This is a genomic window from uncultured Sulfitobacter sp. (assembly GCF_947497275.1).
In the GTDB taxonomy this organism is placed as follows: domain Bacteria; phylum Pseudomonadota; class Alphaproteobacteria; order Rhodobacterales; family Rhodobacteraceae; genus Sulfitobacter.
On the sequence record NZ_CANMFS010000013.1, the window covers coordinates 65,576 to 83,421 of the forward strand.

The 17,846-nt window shown below is 61.2% G+C and carries 17 protein-coding genes; 10 read left to right on the forward strand and 7 right to left on the reverse strand.

Going from position 1 to position 17,846, the window contains the following annotated elements:
• Positions 1 to 15: 15 nt before the first annotated feature.
• A complete protein-coding gene (locus tag Q1A06_RS18815; RefSeq protein WP_299567195.1) occupies positions 16 to 1,140 on the reverse strand; it encodes an aminotransferase class V-fold PLP-dependent enzyme in 1,125 nt (374 codons plus the stop codon).
• A 94-nt stretch (positions 1,141 to 1,234) separates the two neighbouring features.
• Between Q1A06_RS18815 and Q1A06_RS18820 the strand changes: the two genes are divergently transcribed.
• Positions 1,235 to 1,987 carry a tyrosine-protein phosphatase gene (locus Q1A06_RS18820; RefSeq protein WP_299567196.1) on the forward strand — a complete coding sequence of 251 codons (753 nt, stop codon included), beginning with the start codon at positions 1,235 to 1,237 and terminating at the stop codon, positions 1,985 to 1,987.
• 3 nt (positions 1,988 to 1,990) lie between these two features.
• On the opposite strand, the gene Q1A06_RS18825 is transcribed toward Q1A06_RS18820, so the two are convergent.
• Positions 1,991 to 2,821, reverse strand: a complete 831-nt coding sequence (locus tag Q1A06_RS18825; RefSeq protein ID WP_299567198.1) for an SMP-30/gluconolactonase/LRE family protein — start codon at positions 2,819 to 2,821, stop codon at positions 1,991 to 1,993.
• Positions 2,818 to 3,663, reverse strand: coding sequence for a 2-dehydro-3-deoxygalactonokinase (locus Q1A06_RS18830; protein WP_299567200.1), 846 nt, complete (start codon positions 3,661 to 3,663; stop codon positions 2,818 to 2,820). The genes Q1A06_RS18825 and Q1A06_RS18830 overlap by 4 nt, the downstream gene beginning before the upstream one ends.
• A 285-nt stretch (positions 3,664 to 3,948) precedes the next feature.
• Between Q1A06_RS18830 and Q1A06_RS18835 the strand changes: the two genes are divergently transcribed.
• Genes Q1A06_RS18835 through Q1A06_RS18850 form a run of 4 tightly spaced genes read left to right on the forward strand, consistent with a single transcriptional unit; the run spans position 3,949 to position 8,235 of the window.
• On the forward strand, positions 3,949 to 4,962 hold the full coding sequence (locus tag Q1A06_RS18835) for a helix-turn-helix domain-containing protein (protein ID WP_299567202.1): 1,014 nt from the start codon (positions 3,949 to 3,951) through the stop codon (positions 4,960 to 4,962).
• A gap of 23 nt (positions 4,963 to 4,985) precedes the next feature.
• On the forward strand, positions 4,986 to 6,317 hold the full coding sequence (locus Q1A06_RS18840) for a ParA family protein (protein WP_299567204.1): 1,332 nt from the start codon (positions 4,986 to 4,988) through the stop codon (positions 6,315 to 6,317).
• Positions 6,317 to 7,234 (forward strand): ParB N-terminal domain-containing protein, encoded by a 918-nt coding sequence (locus Q1A06_RS18845; protein ID WP_299567206.1) that lies wholly within the window; start codon positions 6,317 to 6,319, stop codon positions 7,232 to 7,234. Before Q1A06_RS18840 ends, Q1A06_RS18845 begins: the two co-directional genes overlap by 1 nt.
• Positions 7,235 to 7,251: 17 nt before the next feature.
• The gene (locus Q1A06_RS18850) at positions 7,252 to 8,235 is read left to right on the forward strand and encodes a class 1 fructose-bisphosphatase (protein ID WP_299567208.1); all 984 of its coding nucleotides are present in this window, start codon (positions 7,252 to 7,254) and stop codon (positions 8,233 to 8,235) included.
• A gap of 15 nt (positions 8,236 to 8,250) precedes the next feature.
• On the opposite strand, the gene Q1A06_RS18855 is transcribed toward Q1A06_RS18850, so the two are convergent.
• The 4 genes from Q1A06_RS18855 to Q1A06_RS18870 form a co-directional block, all read right to left on the reverse strand.
• Positions 8,251 to 8,904: a GntR family transcriptional regulator gene (locus tag Q1A06_RS18855; protein ID WP_299567210.1), complete on the reverse strand. Its 654-nt coding sequence runs from the start codon at positions 8,902 to 8,904 to the stop codon at positions 8,251 to 8,253.
• A 76-nt stretch (positions 8,905 to 8,980) separates the two neighbouring features.
• On the reverse strand, positions 8,981 to 10,474 hold the full coding sequence (glpK, locus tag Q1A06_RS18860) for a glycerol kinase GlpK (RefSeq protein ID WP_299567212.1): 1,494 nt from the start codon (positions 10,472 to 10,474) through the stop codon (positions 8,981 to 8,983).
• Positions 10,471 to 12,042 (reverse strand): glycerol-3-phosphate dehydrogenase, encoded by a 1,572-nt coding sequence (gene glpD, locus Q1A06_RS18865; protein WP_299567214.1) that lies wholly within the window; start codon positions 12,040 to 12,042, stop codon positions 10,471 to 10,473. The genes glpK and glpD overlap by 4 nt, the downstream gene beginning before the upstream one ends.
• 82 nt (positions 12,043 to 12,124) lie before the next feature.
• Positions 12,125 to 12,904 (reverse strand): IclR family transcriptional regulator, encoded by a 780-nt coding sequence (locus Q1A06_RS18870; RefSeq protein ID WP_299567216.1) that lies wholly within the window; start codon positions 12,902 to 12,904, stop codon positions 12,125 to 12,127.
• 192 nt (positions 12,905 to 13,096) lie between these two features.
• On the opposite strand from Q1A06_RS18870, the gene Q1A06_RS18875 reads away from it, so the two are divergent.
• The 5 genes from Q1A06_RS18875 to Q1A06_RS18895 all read left to right on the forward strand — a co-directional run.
• Complete coding sequence (locus tag Q1A06_RS18875) at positions 13,097 to 14,569, forward strand: ABC transporter substrate-binding protein (RefSeq protein WP_299567227.1); 1,473 nt, start codon at positions 13,097 to 13,099, stop codon at positions 14,567 to 14,569.
• Between the two features lie 76 nt (positions 14,570 to 14,645).
• Positions 14,646 to 15,563: an ABC transporter permease gene (locus Q1A06_RS18880; protein WP_299567218.1), complete on the forward strand. Its 918-nt coding sequence runs from the start codon at positions 14,646 to 14,648 to the stop codon at positions 15,561 to 15,563.
• Between the two features lie 5 nt (positions 15,564 to 15,568).
• Positions 15,569 to 16,474, forward strand: a complete 906-nt coding sequence (locus tag Q1A06_RS18885) for an ABC transporter permease (protein WP_299567221.1) — start codon at positions 15,569 to 15,571, stop codon at positions 16,472 to 16,474.
• Positions 16,475 to 16,478: 4 nt separating this feature from the next.
• Positions 16,479 to 17,501 (forward strand): ABC transporter ATP-binding protein, encoded by a 1,023-nt coding sequence (locus Q1A06_RS18890; RefSeq protein ID WP_299567223.1) that lies wholly within the window; start codon positions 16,479 to 16,481, stop codon positions 17,499 to 17,501.
• A partial coding sequence (locus Q1A06_RS18895) for an ATP-binding cassette domain-containing protein (protein WP_299567225.1) occupies positions 17,498 to 17,846 on the forward strand: 349 nt, incomplete at its 3' end. The genes Q1A06_RS18890 and Q1A06_RS18895, both read left to right, overlap by 4 nt.

A 17,846-nucleotide genomic window follows, 5' to 3' on the forward strand; every position in this document is an offset into this window, starting at 1 on the left:
GTTCTGCGACAATCTTCAGGCACCGCACTGGATCTGGGATTTCAGCGCCTCGAACAACCGTTCTACATGATCCATTCGGGTGATCGCGCCGGGCGACAGGCGCAGGATCTGCCCGCGTGCGTCAACGTGGATGCGCCGCGTGCGCAAATGATCCACCAGCGCCGTTGCATCGACCCGGTCGGGCAGCCGCAACATCAGTGATCCGCCCCGCGCCGCAGCTGCTTGTGGGGAAGCGATCTGCATGCCAGCCGCCTCGGCCCGCGTCGCAATTGCTTTGGTCAAGCGGCGGTTGTGCGAGAGCAAGGTTTCCTGCGATCTATGCCACTTCAGCGCCGGAACAGATCCGATGCACGCCATCAGGGAAGGCGTCCCGTGGTCGAACCGTCGCGCGTCTGGCGCGTAGGCAAAACCATCCAGTTCCCATGAAAACGGGTTTTCCTGCGAGAACCATCCGCGCAGCTCCGGTGCGGCCTCGGCAATTAGATCGGCGCGCATCTGGACGATCCCCGCCCCCGGCGTACCGCACAGCCATTTCAACGTGGTGGATACACAGAAATCGACGGGCGTGTCGCGCAACGAGAACGGAATGATGCCGATGCCTTGCGTCAGATCCACACCAACAAGCGATCCAATATCGCGCCCATGCGCCAACAACCGCCCCAGATCGGGACGGTGCGAGGCAGTCGACGTCACGAAGGTGAGAAGGGCAAGCCCCACATCCGTCCCCCAGGCCGCGATCATGTCGTCGTCCGTCACCCAAAACGCGCCCGCGCGCAGCGGGACGGTATCGAGCGTAAATCCCATCCGCCCCGCGAGACCGTTCAGCAGGAAATGAAGCGATGGAAAGCAGTCCGCTGCGATCAGGACACGCTTGCCCCGCAAACGCGCGCCCAGCGATCCCATCACGGAATAAAGCGCGGTCGTGACGTTGTCGGCAGAGGTGAGCGTGCCGGGCTCGGCACCGATCAGATCGCACCACAGGTCGATGAACTCCGCCCGCGCAGACAGCATCCCTGGCCATTGCGCATCGTCAACCGCCCCCCAGACGCGGGCGAATTGGGCCAACGCCGCTTCCATGTCCTGCGCCTTTTGCGGGTACTGGCCGATGGAGTGGTACAGGAAATAGGCAGGGTCGGTCATGGCGGCTCCTTTTGTCCGAACCTATCCAGCGCCGCGTGGATCTTGAAGCCTCAATCGCGGCACGCTATCTATGAACAATGACAGGATTTCCCACATGAGCACCCCCGCGCGCCATCTCACCGTTCGCGGCACTTATAATCTGCGCGATCTGGGCGGATACACGACCGCACAGGGCACCCAGATACCGTGGCGTCGTTTTTTGCGCGCCGATTGCCTGCATCGTCTGGAGGACGGCGAAGCCTCGCGGCTGCATTTCGAAGGGCTGCGGCAAGTGGTCGACCTGCGCACACCCGCCGAAGTCATGGAGGCGCCAAGTCTGTTCGGCACGCATCCCGGCGTCGAGTTCGTCAATCTACCCCTGTTCGGGGCCCTGTCGCCCGCAGCACTCGCCGAGGGCGAGGCACCGGACGGCCATCCGCTGCTTGCCTTCTATGTCACGGCGATCGAAACCCGGGGAACGGCGATCCGCGACATTCTGAGCCGGATTTCCGAGGTGCGGGAAGGGGCCGTTCTGTTCAACTGTACCGCCGGAAAGGACCGGACCGGCATCATCGCGGCACTGCTCTTGGGAATTGCCGGCGTGACACCGCGCGAGATTGTCGCGGATTACGCCATGACCGAGGCGCTGATTCCCGATCTCGTGGCGCAGTTCCTCGACGCCTCGCGCGCGCGGGGTGGTGATGTAGAGGCCTACGCGCGTCTGCTCGAAAGCCCTGCCAGCACGATGGCGGGGTTCCTGTCCTACATCGACGCGACCTACGGGTCGGTCATGGGATATATGGATCACATTGATCTGCCGCTCGATGCTGCGGCGCGGCTGCAATCGCGTCTGGGCCTCACGGGCTGACGGTTACAGAATCACGCGGTGTTCACGCTGGCCCGTTGCCTGCGTCTCGCAGACAAAGGTCTTCCCCTCCATCGGACCGTCGAGTTTCACCGCCGCCGATGTGACGTAAAGTGTGCTCAGATCCGGTCCGCCGAAGGCCGGACAGCTTGATTGCCGTGCGCCCACACTGACTGCCCCCATGAAACTGCCATCCGCCCCATAGCGGGCCACCCGCGCGGACCCCCATTGGGCGATCCAAAGACATCCCTCCATGTCGACGACGGCCCCGTCAGGGTTCAATCCTTCGTCGCGGGTATCTATGAACACCTCCGGCGCATCCTTGGGCCAACCTTCGGTATCGAGCGCCTGCCGCATCACCTGCCGGGCAGGCGTATCGGTGTAATAAGCGAATTGCCTGTCCGGCGTGAAGCAGATCGCGTTGGCGACGGTGATGTCCGTATACAACGTTTCTACCGTGCCGCGATAGTACCGGTGGATAGCACCTGCGCCCTTTTCAAAACGCCGCCCCATGCTGCCGATCCAGAACCCGCCAAATGGATCCGCACGGCCATCGTTCGATCGGGTTATGGAATTATCCGCTTCCAGCGGGGCGATGTGTCGCTGCGCCCCAGTCTCCAGATCCAGCGTGAAAAGCTGCGTTTCCGACGCGACGAGCAGCGTATCGTGATCCACCCATCCCGCTGCCGAAACACGTTCGTCGAACTGCCGGACACGACCTTCACCGTAGAGCCGTTTGTTTATCACATCGAACCAGAACAACGCCTGCCGTTCAGGATGCCACAGCGGCCCCTCCCCCAGCAGACATTGCGTTGCATCGAATATTTTTGCCGTCATGGATACAGTTCCTCGTAGGCGCGGATGAAACCGCGCAGCATCATATCGTCGCCGTCCAGGATCGCAGCCGGCACCCCCTGCCCTGTCAGCGCGGCGTGATACTGTGCCGCCAGAACGCCGGTACCGACAATGGAAACATCCTGCCCCAGCCAATAGGGGCGCGCGGCGGCAAGCTCCATTCCGATCAAGAGCGCCGCCACTTGCGCGTGCGCGACCTCCGGCGGCGCATCCTGCACCTGAATCGACGCGAGTGCCGCAGCCAGATTTTCCGGCCGTGACATCGCATCGCCCAACGCCTGCCCGAAAGCCGTTTCGTCCCACTTGTCGGATGACAGCATCGGCGCAAGACTGGAACGCGCCGCGATTACCTTGATGAGTTCCGGCGACAGAAAGCTGCGGAAACTGACGATTTCGCCGGCGCTGATATGGACCCAGACCGACCGCGCGCCGGGCAGGCACAGAACCCCATCCCACTCCGGACGCGCGGCCATGCAGCCGCTGATCTGCGCGATTTCGTGTCCGACCGCGTCTTTGGGTCGTGATTGCACAAGGCCCGGCAGAACATAGGCTTTCAGGCGCGGATCTTGGGCCTGCGATGCGGCAGGCGGCGCGCACGGCACCGGTACCTGCGGCGCATCGTCAGCACCGGCACAGATCAACGGCATTGTACCATTGGTACCAATGTACGACCCGAGCAGCGGAAGGGCCGCGTCGACCACATTTTGCATCGAAGACGATTTCACATCCAGCGGAACCAGATGATCGTCAATCACGCGCCGCTGCTCCATCATTCGGATCCGGGCCGCGTCCGCCTGTACGTCTACAGCTATCCATCTTTCCATCGGCGCTCTCCCTCGGACGATGTTAGCGGGTTCTTTCCGGCTTGCCCATCCACGCAGGCAGCCCCGGTTCGCGGCCTGTCGCGCGGCACTGGCAACGCCTGCACGAGATTAGTCATTGCATTTGATATAATCTGTGGCCTAATACAGGGACTAAGAGGGGATACACCCTTTCAGAGGCAGACAACCCAACCAAGGCATCCGCAATGACGGTATCTTTTGGGTTCGCATGAAACCACGATGGAGGCGCAGCAGATCCTGACATTCGCATGAAAACAAAGGGCCCGCATGGTTGCAGCCATACGAGCCCATTCCGTCAATGTCCGCTTTGACACTGTCCGTTTGCTTACTCATGACAGTACCAAAGCAACCGAATCGCCGCAAGCCCTGCTTGCGGTGCAAGGAGCTTTTATGTCTGAAATACTAGATTGCGACCCTAACAAGGGGTTTGTCGCTTTTCCCGTCGCCGTGTTTGACCTTGAACTGACACCCGGCGCTTTCCGTACGCTCGCAGAACTGTGCCGCATGGCGAACGCCGAAGGCCAGTGCTGGCCATCTCTCGCACAGGTCGGACGCAAGCTTGGCCGTTCGCGCGCTGCTATCTCCGGTTATATTGCTGAACTGCGGGACGTTGGCGTGATCACCACCGAAGAACAGAAAATGGCGAACGGGTACAATTACCGCCTCCGCTACACCGTGACGTTCTGGAAAGAATGGCGCGCGGGCCTCGGAAAAAGCCGCAGGCGGGCTGAACGCACCGTTCAACCTGCTGAACGCCCGTTAGAAACTAAAAATCATATTCATAATAATCACTCTCCGTCAAAGCCGTCGGAAGTGGTCGATATCCTTTCTGGGTGGAAGATCGCCGTTGGTAAGGCGCCCTACCCTGATTTTGAGAGCTGGCCTTCCGACACGCTGATCGCCAGGTCCCGTTCTGCCACCAACCGCGCGATACCTGTCAGCGATCGGCCAATATCCGCGGATATTGACGCCGCACTTTCCAGATTTTTCGCCAATGTTGGCCTGAAATCGGCGCCGCCGCTCGGCATTGGCCCTGCGCTGGTTGCGTACTTGCCGACGCAGGCCGCGCTTGCCAGGTTGATTTGCGCGTTGCAGGAGGACTGGCAGCCGCATTGGCGTAAACCGCCAAGCAAGTTTCAGCTGATCCGGCTCTGCAAGGCTTTGCCAGTCATCTCTGATGCAGCGACCGAACAGAAACTTCTGAAATCCTATCTGCGACGGTGGAAACTCTACCGCGAACGGTTGCCCTCGGCGGCAATCTCCGCCACGGTCGCGGCGTAGAAATATCCGCGGATATAATAATAATGGCCTACGGACAGTTCGAGCAGTTCATTCGCAATCTCAGCCGCGTCATGGCGCAGGTGAATACCAAACTCCAGCGGGATCTAACCATGCGCAGCCGTGTCTCGCGCCGGTTTTCGCAGACGGAAGTGTCGGAGTTTCTTGGTGTTGACGTGACATACCTTGCGCGCATTGCCAAGGATGAACCACATTATCCCGAAGGCGAACGGATCGGTCGGGAGCGTAGCTTCTCTCCCTCCGAAATCCTGACCATCCGCGGGATCCTTGCAAGTCGCCCCGGCGCACGGCGGGATCACCTGTACTGGCGCCAGCGCGGCGATCCGCTCAAGGTGATCACCTTTGGCGCGCAAAAAGGCGGCACGGGAAAATCCCTGACTGCCGCCCATTTCGCACAGTACCTGTCGTTGTTCTACGGCTTGCGCGTCGGGGTGATCGACGCCGATCCGCAGGCTACTGCAAGTCTGTATTTCGCGGATGCGGACCTGCCGCTCTTCGCGCCCGACACGCCGACGCTTGCGGAATTTATGGGCGTTGACGATCCCGGCGCGTCCGAGTTGACGCCGCGCACGGTGGAGGAGCTGAACGCAATCTGGCGTCCGACGCCTTGGCCCGGTGTGCGCCTGATCCCGGGCGGCGCAAATATTCAAAATGGCGACATCAGCCTGTTTTTTCTATCCCAGCGCGGCGGCGTGCCGGTCTACCGTGTGCTGCGCGATGCGATTGCGGAGTGGGACGCGGCGCATCCGCCTGCGACTTCAGTTAGCGAGCTGCGCAACGCCGAGGGGGCATTCGACCCTACCCGCCTCGAATCCGCATTGAACGAGGCGCTAGACGTGATCATAATCGACCAGCAGCCATCGCTGACCTTGATGCAATTGAACGGCCTGATAGCGGCGGACAGCGTGGTAATCCCACAAACGATGAAGGGGTTCGATCTGGCCACGCTTGCGACGTACATCGGGAATATCGGGGAGTACTTGGAATTCATCATGGGGTTCGAAGCCGATCTAGAGATCGGCAACGGCAACCATGTGGTGTTGCCGACCATCGTGCAAGAGCAGAACAATCAGGATACCGACCAGATCCTCGATCTGTACCGCCGTTCCCCGCGCGAGATCAGCCAGGTGTGGTACAATCGTTCCGACGCGATTGCCAACGCAGCGGAGGAGTATAAAAGCATCTACGAATACTTGCCGCCCCGCACTCGCCGCGCTTCGGCCAAGGCATTCATGGCAAACGCAAATGCCGTGAATGACGGCTTGGTCGCACGGGTATTGCCGCATTTACCCACGCGTGGGTTCGCGGATGAATTCATCAAGGAAAGGTGGAGCTGATGGCCCGTAAACGCAAACTGGACGCGACAACCGTACCCCTTGAAGACGAGATCGGCGCAGAGGGCAAGCCTGGCATGGGTGGCATGTGGGGCGGCACCGCCATGAACATGCTGCGCCAGCGTCTGGAAGATACCCGTGCCACTCTCAGCGACGGAATCCTCAACGGCACCGTCGCGATCGAGTTGTTGCCCTCGCAGATCGAGGATCCGAACGGCAGCGACCGCATAACCGGCTGGGAGGACGACCCGGAGTTCGCCGCGCTGGTCGACAATATCAAGCGGCGCGGCCAGACGCAGGCGATCCGCGTGCGGCCCAAAAACCCCGACTGGCAACCCGATCACGACCACCCACTCGACACGGCGGATCAGTTCATCATCCAGTCGGGGCGCAGACGTCTGGCGGCGTGCCGGCAGCTTGACCGCAAGGTGGTCGCGGTCCTGTCCACTGTCGAGGGCGAAGCCGCGCTCGCCGATCTCGAAGAGCGGTTTCACGAGAACACCATGCGCAAGAACCTGTCAGGGTTCGAAGAACTGTTGTCGGTCGGTTTGATCGCCGATGCGCTCGGCGATCTGTCGCAACACGAGATTGCGCAGCGATTGTCAGTCAGTCAGAACGATGTGTCTTTGGGCCGCGCCTGTGTCGAGTTGCACGACAGGATCATTGCCGAAATTGATATTGCGGCCACACCAAAGCGGGCGTTCCGCGAGATTATTCCGCGTCTGCGGGGCAAGTCCGAAGCCCCGAAGCCGCCGAAGACAAAGACGCAAGTGAGCAGGGCGGAGAACGGCGATGTTCATGTCGCGGTTAAGCGGGCGGCAAGCGGTGATCTGACGGTGACGCTCAAAGCGGGCGCGGTCGATCCCGACTGGCTGGCGCAGGCGGTGGCGCAGCTTGTCGCGGGCAAGAAGAACGCCTGAAAAGGAAAGGAAAGACGATGACACAAATGACATTGCGACAGCATCTGAGAGCGGGCTCAACGGACACTGATCTGATGATCCTGTTCGAGGACATCGCGGAGGCCTGTCGCATGATTGCGGACGAGGTGCGGCATGGGGCGTTCGCGGGCAATCTGGGGGCCGCCGGAACACAGAACGTTCAGGGCGAGGCACAGAAGGCGCTGGATGTGATTTCGGACGAGATATTCCAGGCGCAGGTGGGGAGGAACACGCGGGTCGCGGCATTGGTGTCTGAGGAAGTGGACGCGGTAAACTGGCGCAAGGATACCCCGCAAGCGGGCGATTTCATCGTCTATTACGATCCGCTGGATGGCTCTTCGAATTTGGATGTGAACCTGTCGGTTGGCACGATTTTTTCCATTGTCCGTCTGGATGCGTCAATCGAGACAACGGACAGCGCGGTGCAGATCAAGGGTACCGCGCAGATCGCTGCAGGCTATGCGATCTACGGGCCTTCCACCGGTCTGGTGATCACGACCGGGCAGGGGGTCGACGGGTTTACGCACCACCCCGGAAGCGGTTCCTTCCTGCTGACACAACCTGATATGACAATCCCCCCTGAGACGCAGGAATTCGCGATCAACGCATCGCGCTACGATCTGTGGGAGGCGCCTGTGCGCCAGTATATCGACGGTTGCCTGCGTGGCGTGGATGGTCCGCGTGGCAAGACATTCAATATGCGCTGGTGTGCTTCGATGGTAGCGGATGTGCACCGGATCCTGACGCGCGGCGGCGTGTTCCTGTATCCAAAGGACAGTGGCAACGCGGCACAGGGCGGCAAGCTGCGCCTCATGTACGAGGCGAACCCAATGGGAATGCTGGTCGAGGCGGCAGGCGGTGCGTCGTCCACCGGAACCGGCCGTATTCTCGAAGTTGTCCCGACCGGCCACCATCAGCGTGTGCCGGTTATTCTGGGATCAAAACATGAGGTGGCCGTGATCGAAGATTACCACACAAAGTAGTCTCTATCCCGCGTATCAGAGACTTTCTTCAAGGCCTTGTGCGATATGTGCATGACCTTGAAGAATATCCTGATGGACGGCTTCGCCGACCGCTTCGTAATCCTGATCGCGCAGGGCCGCGAGAGCGACTTGGTGCATATCGGGCAGTAACTGTGCATCGGCGCGCATGACCATCACCCGCAGCGATGGCCCGGCGCGCAACCAATGCGAAGCAGCTGTGGACATCAGGATTTCCGCTTCGGAATGGGCATAGAGGGTCCAGTGAAACGCGTGGTTATGGCGTAAATATCCGCGGATATCGCCCTGCTCGATTGCGTCGTTGACGCGTGCGTCGATCGCTTCGAGCGTGTCAATGTCCGCGCTTTCCATCGCAACGGCGGCAAGGCGCGCGATCTGTGGCTCGATACCGGTGCGTGCGTAAGTCAGCTCCTGTAGCTGGTCCATGGTAAGCTGCGGCACAACCACGCGGCGGTTGTCGCTGGCGCGCAATGCGCCTTCGGCGGTCAGGCGGCGTATTGCCTCACGCGCGGGGGTGATACCGGCGCCAAGGCGGTCGACGATACCCTGAATTGTCACCGCCTCGCCGGGCGTCAATTCTCCAAACAGGATCAGATCGCGTGCGGCGCGATAGACAAGCTCGTGGCTCGGGACATTCGGGGTGTCGGTCATCTTGCAGCCTGTGCAGTGTTTCGAAAACCGGTTATCGCAAGTTTCCGCATCTTTGACCATGCCTTACTATTGGTTGCTACACAGACAGCGTTGCGCGCAGGGCGCGACCCCATGCGGCATAGCGGGCTTCTCTGTCATCTGGATCCATCACGGGGGTGAAGGTTCGCTCCACGGCCCAACCGGCGGCAAAAGCTTCCATGTCCGGATAGATCCCGGCGTGCATCCCGGCCAACCAGGCCGCCCCGAGCGCGGTCGTTTCCAGGTTGGCGGGTCGGTCAACAGGCGCGTCGATGACATCACTGAGAAACTGCATGGCCCAATCGCTCGATGCCAGACCGCCGTCCACACGCAGCGTCGGAGCAGCGACGGTGTCTTGCCAGTCCGCGTGCATCGCCTCCAGCAGATCGCGGGTCTGAAAGCCGACACTTTCCAGCGCGGCGCGCGCCATTTCGGCGGGTCCGGTGCCCCGTGTCAGTCCGAAGATCGCGCCGCGACAGTCGGGATTCCAATAGGGTGCGCCAAGGCCCGCAAAAGCAGGAACGATGATCACTTCTTGCGCGGGATCGGCGCGGTCGGCCAATGCGTGGGTCTCAGACGCCTGCGAGATGATGCCCAGACCGTCGCGCAGCCACTGCACAACCGCACCGGCGACAAAAATCGACCCTTCAAGGGCATAGGTCGGCGTGCCGTCAAGCTGATAGGCGATGGTAGTGAGAAGCCGGTTTTGCGAAGTCACTGGCGTGGTGCCGGTGTTCAGCAGGGCAAAGCAGCCGGTGCCGTAGGTGGATTTCACCATGCCGGGGGCAAAGCAGGCCTGACCGACGGTTGCGGCCTGCTGGTCGCCCGCGACGCCGGTGATGGGGATGCGCGGACCGAAAATCTCGCTGTCGGTGTGGCCGAACTCAGCGGCGCAGTCTTTCACCTCGGGCAGCATCTCCAACGGAATGTCGAGCGCATCGCAGATCTCCGCGCTCCAGGTGCCACGATGGATATCGTACAGCATCGTGCGCGCGGCGTTGGTGGCATCGGTAACGTGGACCGCGCCGCCGGTCAAATGCCAGATCAGAAAACTGTCGACGGTGCCGAATTTCACAGTGCCGGCGCGCGCGCGGTGGCGGGCATCGTCGTGGCGGTCAAGGATCCATTTCAGCTTGGTTCCCGAGAAGTAGGGGTCGAGCAGCAGACCGGTCTGCGCGACGATCAGATCTTCGAGACCTGCGTCACGCAGGGTCCGGCACATCGTGGCGGTGCGCCTGTCCTGCCAGACGATAGCGCGGCCCAGCGTCTCGCCGGTCTCGGTATCCCAGACGATGGTGGTTTCACGTTGGTTCGTGATCCCGATGGCGGCAATATCCTGCGCGGTGCAGACCCCCTGTTCAAGCGCCGCGCGGCAGGTGCGCAGGGTGGTCTGCCACAGATCCTGCGGGTCGTGTTCGACCCATCCCGATTGCGGGAAGTGCTGCTTGAATTCTTCCTGGGCCGTGGCGACGACCTGCATCTGTTGATCAAAGATCAGCGCGCGGGAAGATGTGGTGCCTTGGTCGATGGCGAGAATATGGCGGGCGGTCATGCGGGCTCCGTCAGTGTTGTCACGAAAGCATCAAGCGCGGTAGCGGCCGGTTTGTCCAGCAGCAGACCCAGTTTGGAGCGGCGCCACAGGATGTCGTCGGCGCTGCGGGCATATTCGGTTCGAACCAGATAGCGGACTTCGGCTTCCGTCAGGGTTGCACCGAAGTCCCGGCCCAAGTCGGCGGCGGTCTGGGCCGGGCCAAGGACACTGCGCGCATCGGTTCCGTAGGCGCGGATCAACCGACGCGCCCAGGCTGCACCCAGAAACGGATAATCGCGGCGCAGCGCGTCGATCAGCGCATCGACATCCGACACATCGAAATCCCCGCCCGGCAAAGGCGCACCGGCGGTCCAATGTGGGGCTAACGCGGGGAAATGTGGCGCAAGCTTGCCCATCGCGTCTTCGGCCAGTTTGCGGTACGTCGTGATCTTGCCCCCGAATATATTAAGGATGGGGGCACCGGTATCATCCAGTTTCAGAACGTAGTCGCGTGTCGCGGCAGTGGCGGTTTTTGCACCGTCGTCATAAAGGGGCCGCACGCCGGAATAGGTCCAGACGACATCATCGACGGTAATGTCGTGTTTGAGGTACGCGTTCACGAACGAGATAAGGTAATCGCGTTCTTCAGGCGTACATTCGGGCTTCTTATCTGCATCGTGGTGCTCGATGTCGGTGGTGCCGATCAGCGTGAAATCGGACTCGTAGGGAATCGCGAAAACGATGCGACCGTCCGTGCCCTGAAAGAAGTAGCATTTATCATGGCTATAAAGGAGTTTTGTGACGATATGGCTGCCGCGCACGAGCCGCACCCCTTCGGTTGAATTGATGCGCACGGTGTTCTGGATAATGTCACCGACCCACGGGCCACCCGCGTTCACGAGAATTCGCGCGCGATGGGTCCGGGGGCCGTGCACGCCGTCGGTTTCGATCTGCCACAGACCGTCCGCGCGCGTTGCCGATATCACACGCGTTCGGGTCAGGACCGTCGCGCCAAGCCGCGCTGCATCGCGGGCATTGAGCACAACGAGGCGACTGTCCTCGATCCAGCAGTCGGAGTATTCGAACGCACGCGCGAACCGGTCGTCAAGCGCCGCGCCCTCCGGCGTGCCGCGCAGGGAAAGGGTGCGCGTGGCGGGCAATATCCTGCGCCCACCAAGGTGGTCATAAAGGAAGAGACCAGCACGGATCATCCACGCGGGCCTGCGTCCCTTTATCCATGGCATCACCGTGTTGATCAGTTTGGAAACCGGCGTTTCACCTTCGAACCGCATATCCGGGTGATAGGGCAGCACAAAGCGCATCGGCCAGCTGATGTGCGGCATCGCCCGGAGCAGGACCTCGCGTTCGGCGAGCGCGTGCCGCACCAGATTGATTTCGAAGTATTCGAGATAGCGCAGACCGCCGTGAAACAGCTTGGTCGAGGCGGATGAGGTGGCGGAGGCCAGATCGTTCATCTCGGCCAGTGTCACCGACAGGCCCCGTCCGGCGGCGTCCCGGGCGATGCCGCAGCCGTTCACGCCGCCGCCGATGATGAAGATGTCCGTAGGGGCGGGTGTGATCCGGGTCATTCGGCTGCCTTCTTGGCGGGGCGGGCAGGGGACGTTGACCCGTGGTACCGGTATGCCGCGGGCATGGCAAGATTGCCGCGCGCTAGAACGATGCGCGCGTATGCGGGACGATAGCCTGCGCGGATTCGAGAATATAAGGCAGGGCGTCCTGCAATATCCGTTCCATCGGCCAGAGCCGCGATGGAAACGAGCATTGCACGGCGCTGAAGGCCGTTCCGTCATGTCCTTTCACAGGGGCGGCGATGCCCGTCTGGTCCATGATCATCTGGTCCTGGGTAATCGCGTATCCCTGCGTGCGCGCCTGATCGAGGGCCGCGCGGATGGTGCCGCGATCCTGCGTGGTGCTGGGAGTGAATTGTTCGATTGCCCAGTTATTGATCGCGTCGTCGGTTTTTTCGGCGGGCCAGGTGGAAACGATGGCCCGCCCCGCGGCAGCGTTCAGGGCGGGCAAACGGCGTCCTACAATCGTGCTGGCGAACTGACTGCTCTTGCCGGGAATGCGGCTGACATAGAGGATATGGTCGCCGGAGATCTCTGCCAGATTGACGGTGACACCGAACCGTTGCGACAGATCGATGAGTGTCGGCATGGCAAGACCGACCAACGGATCGGACCAGAAATAGACATATGCAAGCTGTAGCCAGGCGTGGGATGGGCGAAAGCGCCTTGTTTTAGGGTCCTTGTCCAGCATCCCTTCGAGGTGAAGCGTATTTGCCAGCCGCTGTGTCGCGCTTTTCTCCAGGCCCGTGCGTTGCGACAATTCCGCCAGCGATAGGTCGGTCGCGGACTGGTCGAACGCGCGCAGCAACCGCAGACCTTTTGCCAGCGAGGCCACATAGAGCGTATTTTGCTTTCCGGTCATGGGTCAGTCTCCAACCGCCGCCGGCGGAATAATTTTGCTTGACTTGCGGGGGCGGTCTCACGCTAGGCTTATCACTAATCAATCCACAATATTAATATATAATACGAGAGCAACCTCAATTGTCCGTACAGGGACACAAACGGAGACAGCATCATGCGTAAGGTTTTGAAATCCACAGCTGCCGTTCTGGCCATGACAGTCGCGGGCGCTGCCTCTGCGGACAAGGCCAACGATACGCTGAACGTGGCCTTCACCAAAGAGCTGGAAAACGTCGACAGCTATTTCAACTCGTCGCGCGAGGGTGTCGTGCTGCAACGTGCGATCTGGGACGGGTTGATCTACCGCGATCCTGACACCAACGAATACGAGGGAAATCTGGCAACAGAGTGGAATTGGATCGACGATGTCACGCTGGAGCTGAAGTTGCGCGAAGATGTGACTTTTCACAACGGCGAGAAATTCAACGCCGACGATGTGGTCTATACTGTCAACTATGTCGCGGACGAGGCCAACGGAGCCAAGACGCAGCGCAACGTGAACTGGATGAAATCGGCCGAGAAGGTTGATGACTATACCGTGCGCATCATCCTCAAGGAACCGTTCCCGGCGGCTATCGAATTTCTGTCGGGTCCGGTGTCGATGTACCCCGACGAATATTACGCCAAGGTCGGGCCGACGGGCATGGGGCTGGAGCCGGTGGGCACAGGCCCTTACAAGGTGACGGAAGTCGTTCCCGGCCAACATTTCGTGCTGGAGAAATACGAGGGCTATCACGACAGTCCCAAGGGCCAGCCCAGCATCGGCAAGATCGATATCCGCACCGTGCCGGACGTGAACACGCAACTGGCCGAGATGTTCAACGGCGCGCTCGATCTGATCTGGCAGGTGCCCGCGGATCAGGCAGAGAAGATGGCGCAGCTGGACCAGTTCAACGTGGTCAACGAAAGCACTATGCGCATCGGCTATCTGACGCTGGACGCGGCGGGGCGCACCGGCGAGGACAACCCGTTCACCAAGCAGAAGGTGCGTCAGGCCGTGGCCCATGCCATTGACAGCCAGACGTTGGTGGATGCCCTGCTCAAGGGAAAAAGCAAGGTCGTCAAATCCGCGTGTTTCCCCAGCCAGTTCGGATGTGAGCAGGAGGTGACGACATATGACTACGACCCCGAAAAGGCCAAGGCGCTGCTGGCCGAGGCAGGCTATCCCGACGGGTTCACCACCGAGTTCTACGCCTACCGCGACCGCGACTATGCCGAGGCGATCGCCAACTTTCTGAACGCCGTCGGCATCGAGACCGAATTCAACATGCTGCAATACTCGGCGCTGCGCGAGTTGCGGGCGTCCGAAGGCACGCCCGTCTCGTTTCAGACATGGGGATCCTATTCGATCAACGACACATCCGCGATCACCAGCCAGTTCTTCAAGTTCGGCGATCTGGATGATGCGCGCGACCCGGAGGTGCGCGATGCGCTGGCCATCGCCGACAGTTCGACCGATCCGGAGGTACGCAAGGAGAACTATTCCAAGGCGCTCAAGATGATCGCGGACAATGCGTATTGGGTGCCGATGTTCTCGTACAACACCAACTATGTGTTTAACAACGACGTCAGTTATACGCCGACACCCGATGAGGTGCTGCGGTTCACCACGATGACGTGGAACTGAGCCGATCCCTGCGGGTGGCCTGATCGGGCTGCCCGCGTTTCTTTCCGGTCCGGTTTCATGAAAGGGGACACCCTGCGTGCTGCAATTCATACTGAAGCGGCTGGGCCTCGCGTTGCTCGTGGCTTTGACCGTATCTTTCATCAGCTTCATTCTGCTGTTTTTATCGGGGGATCCGGCATCGGCGCTGGCCGGTGAATCGGCGACCGACCAAGACGTCGCGGCGATCCGCGAGCTGTACGGTTTCGACCGGCCCATGCTGGTGCAATACGCAAGCTGGCTGTTCGATGCCCTGCGCGGCGACTTCGGCGAAAGCTATTATTTTCGCCTGCCGGTGGCGAGCCTTCTGGCAGAGCGGTTGCAGGTGACGATGCTGCTGGGGTTGTGCGGCATAAGCTTTGCCTTGTTGACGGCGGTGCCGCTGGGGGTGGTGGCGGCGATCCGGCCCAATTCCATGATCGACCGGTTCGCGCTTTTCCTGTCGGTGGCGGGACAGGCGCTGCCGTCGTTCTGGTTCGGTCTGATCCTGATCGTGGCGTTCTCGATCAAACTGCAATGGCTGCCCGCCTCCGGCACGGCGACGTGGAAGCATTTCATCATGCCGACCATCGTGCTGGGCTATTACGCGATGCCTGCGATCATGCGCCTGACGCGCGGCGGCATGTTGGAGGTGTTGTCGTCTGATTATATCCGCACCGCCCGGGCCAAGGGCGCGTCGGAGGGGCGGGTGATGTTCAAGCACGCGCTGCGCAATGCGATCATCCCGGTGGTCAGCCTTGCCGCGGTTCAGATGGGGTTCATGCTGGGCGGCTCCATTGTGGTTGAATCGATCTTCGCGCTGCACGGGGCGGGATATCTGGCGTGGGAAAGCATCGCGCGCAATGACCTGCCGACGGTGCAGGCGCTGATCCTCGTGTTCTCGATGTTCTACATCGTTTTCACCTTCCTCGCGGATGTGCTGAACGCGTGGCTTGATCCCAGAATGAGGGCGGGCTGATGGTGATGACGACGCTTCCTCCCACCGACGACCCGTTGCTCGAAGAGATCGTAGGCCCGACACCGGGCCAGCGGCTGCGCACGCGGGTGTTTGGTCACATGGGCCTGATTTTTGGCGCGGGTGTTCTGCTGATCTTGCTGGTCATTGCAGTCTTTGCGCCGTGGCTTGCGCCGCACGACCCTTACGCGCAATCGCTGATGGACCGGATGCAGCCGCCGGTTTTTCTGGGCGGCGATTGGGACCATCCGCTGGGCACTGACCATCTGGGCCGCGATTACCTGTCACGCCTGATCTACGGTGCGCGGGTGTCGCTGATGATCGGTGTCATAGCCGCGACGATTTCGGGCATTATCGGCACGGCGATGGGCGTCGCGGCGGGATACTTCGAAGGCCGTGTCGATGCTGTCGTGACCTTCCTGATCAACGTGCGTCTGGCGATGCCGGTGGTGCTGGTTGCGTTGGCCGTGGTCGCGGTGCTGGGCGGATCGCTTCAGGTGGTGATCGTGGTTCTGGGCTTGCTGCTCTGGGACCGGTTCGCGGTTGTCATGCGCGCTTCGACTTTGCAGGTGCGCAGGCGCGATTACGTGACCGCCGCGCGGGCCATCGGTGCATCCACGCCGCGCATCATCTGGTCAGAGATCATGCCGAACATCGCCAACAACTTGATCGTGGTCGTGACGCTGGAAATGGCGCACGCGATCCTGCTGGAGGCGGTGCTGTCGTTTCTGGGGCTGGGCGTGCAGCCGCCGACGCCGTCGTGGGGGCTGATGGTGTCTGAAGGCAAGAACATGATGCTGTTCGAGCCGTGGCTGGTGATGATCCCCGGTGCGGTGCTGTTCGTGCTGGTGCTGGCGATCAATTTGATGGGCGACGGTCTGCGTGATGTGACCGCCCCCGAAGACCGGAGCTGATGCGATGACAGACACACCGATCCTCACGGTCGAGAACCTGACCATCGACATTCCGACCGACACCGGCACGTTGCACGCCGTACGCGGCATCGGTTTTGACCTGAGGCCCGGCGAGACGCTGGGCATCGTCGGCGAAAGCGGATCGGGCAAATCGCTGACCTCGCTGGCGCTGATGGGGCTACTGGGCCGCTCGATCAAGACGCGCGCGGCGAAAATGGAATTCGACGGCGTCGATCTGCTTCGCGCCGGGGCGCGGCAGATGCGCAAGCTGCGCGGTGCGCGGATGTCAATGATCTTTCAAGAGCCGATGACATCGCTTAACCCCGCCTACACCATCGGGGATCAGTTGATGGAGGCGATGACCCTGCACGGCAACGGCTCGATGTCCGACGCACGAAAGCGCGCGATTGATCTGTTGCAAAAGGTCGGCATCACCTCCGCCGAAAGCCGCATGTCGCAGTATCCGCACCAGTTGTCTGGTGGTTTGCGCCAGCGGGTGATGATCGCGATGGCGCTGATGTGCGGGCCGGATCTAATCATCGCGGATGAACCGACGACCGCGCTGGACGTGACGATACAGGCGCAGATCCTGCGGTTGCTGGTCGATCTGCAAAAAGAGTTCGGTATGGCGATGATCCTGATCACCCATGATTTGGGCGTCGTGGCGCGGGTGGCTGACAAGGTCGCGGTGATGTACGCGGGCGAATTGGTGGAAACCGGCGCAACGCAGGAAATCTTCGACACGCCGTCGCATCCCTACACGCGCGGGCTGTTGCGGTGTATTCCGCTGCCCGGTAAAACCGCACGGGGGGCAGAGTTGGGCACCATTCCCGGCATCGTGCCGTCGCTGGTCGGCGATGTGAGCGGCTGCGCTTTCCGCACCCGCTGCGCCCATGCCCGGCCCGACTGTCGCGCCGCGATTCCGGTGCAGAGTGCGCCGGGGCAGGGCCACAGTTTCCGCTGCATCAGCCCCACCGGCTTTGCCGAGGCGGACGACACACCCCGCACGGCAGAGGCGACCCCATGACCGATACCCCCGTTCTCGAACTGCGCAACGTCACCAAGACCTACCGGATCAAGCAGGGGTTGTTCGGCACGCCGAAGCCATTGACGGCGGTCAATGATGTCACGCTGAAACTTAATAAGGGCGATGTTCTGGGGCTGGTGGGCGAGAGCGGTTGCGGGAAATCGACGCTGGCCAAGGTGCTCTTGGGGCTGGAGGCACCCACCTCGGGCGAGGTTCTGGTGGATGGCAAGGCGTTGGACGGGCAGGACCGACTGGCGCTGGCGCGGCGTATTCAGCCGATCTTTCAGGATCCCTATTCCTCGCTCAATCCGCGCAAGACCATTCAGGACATCATCGCGCTGCCTC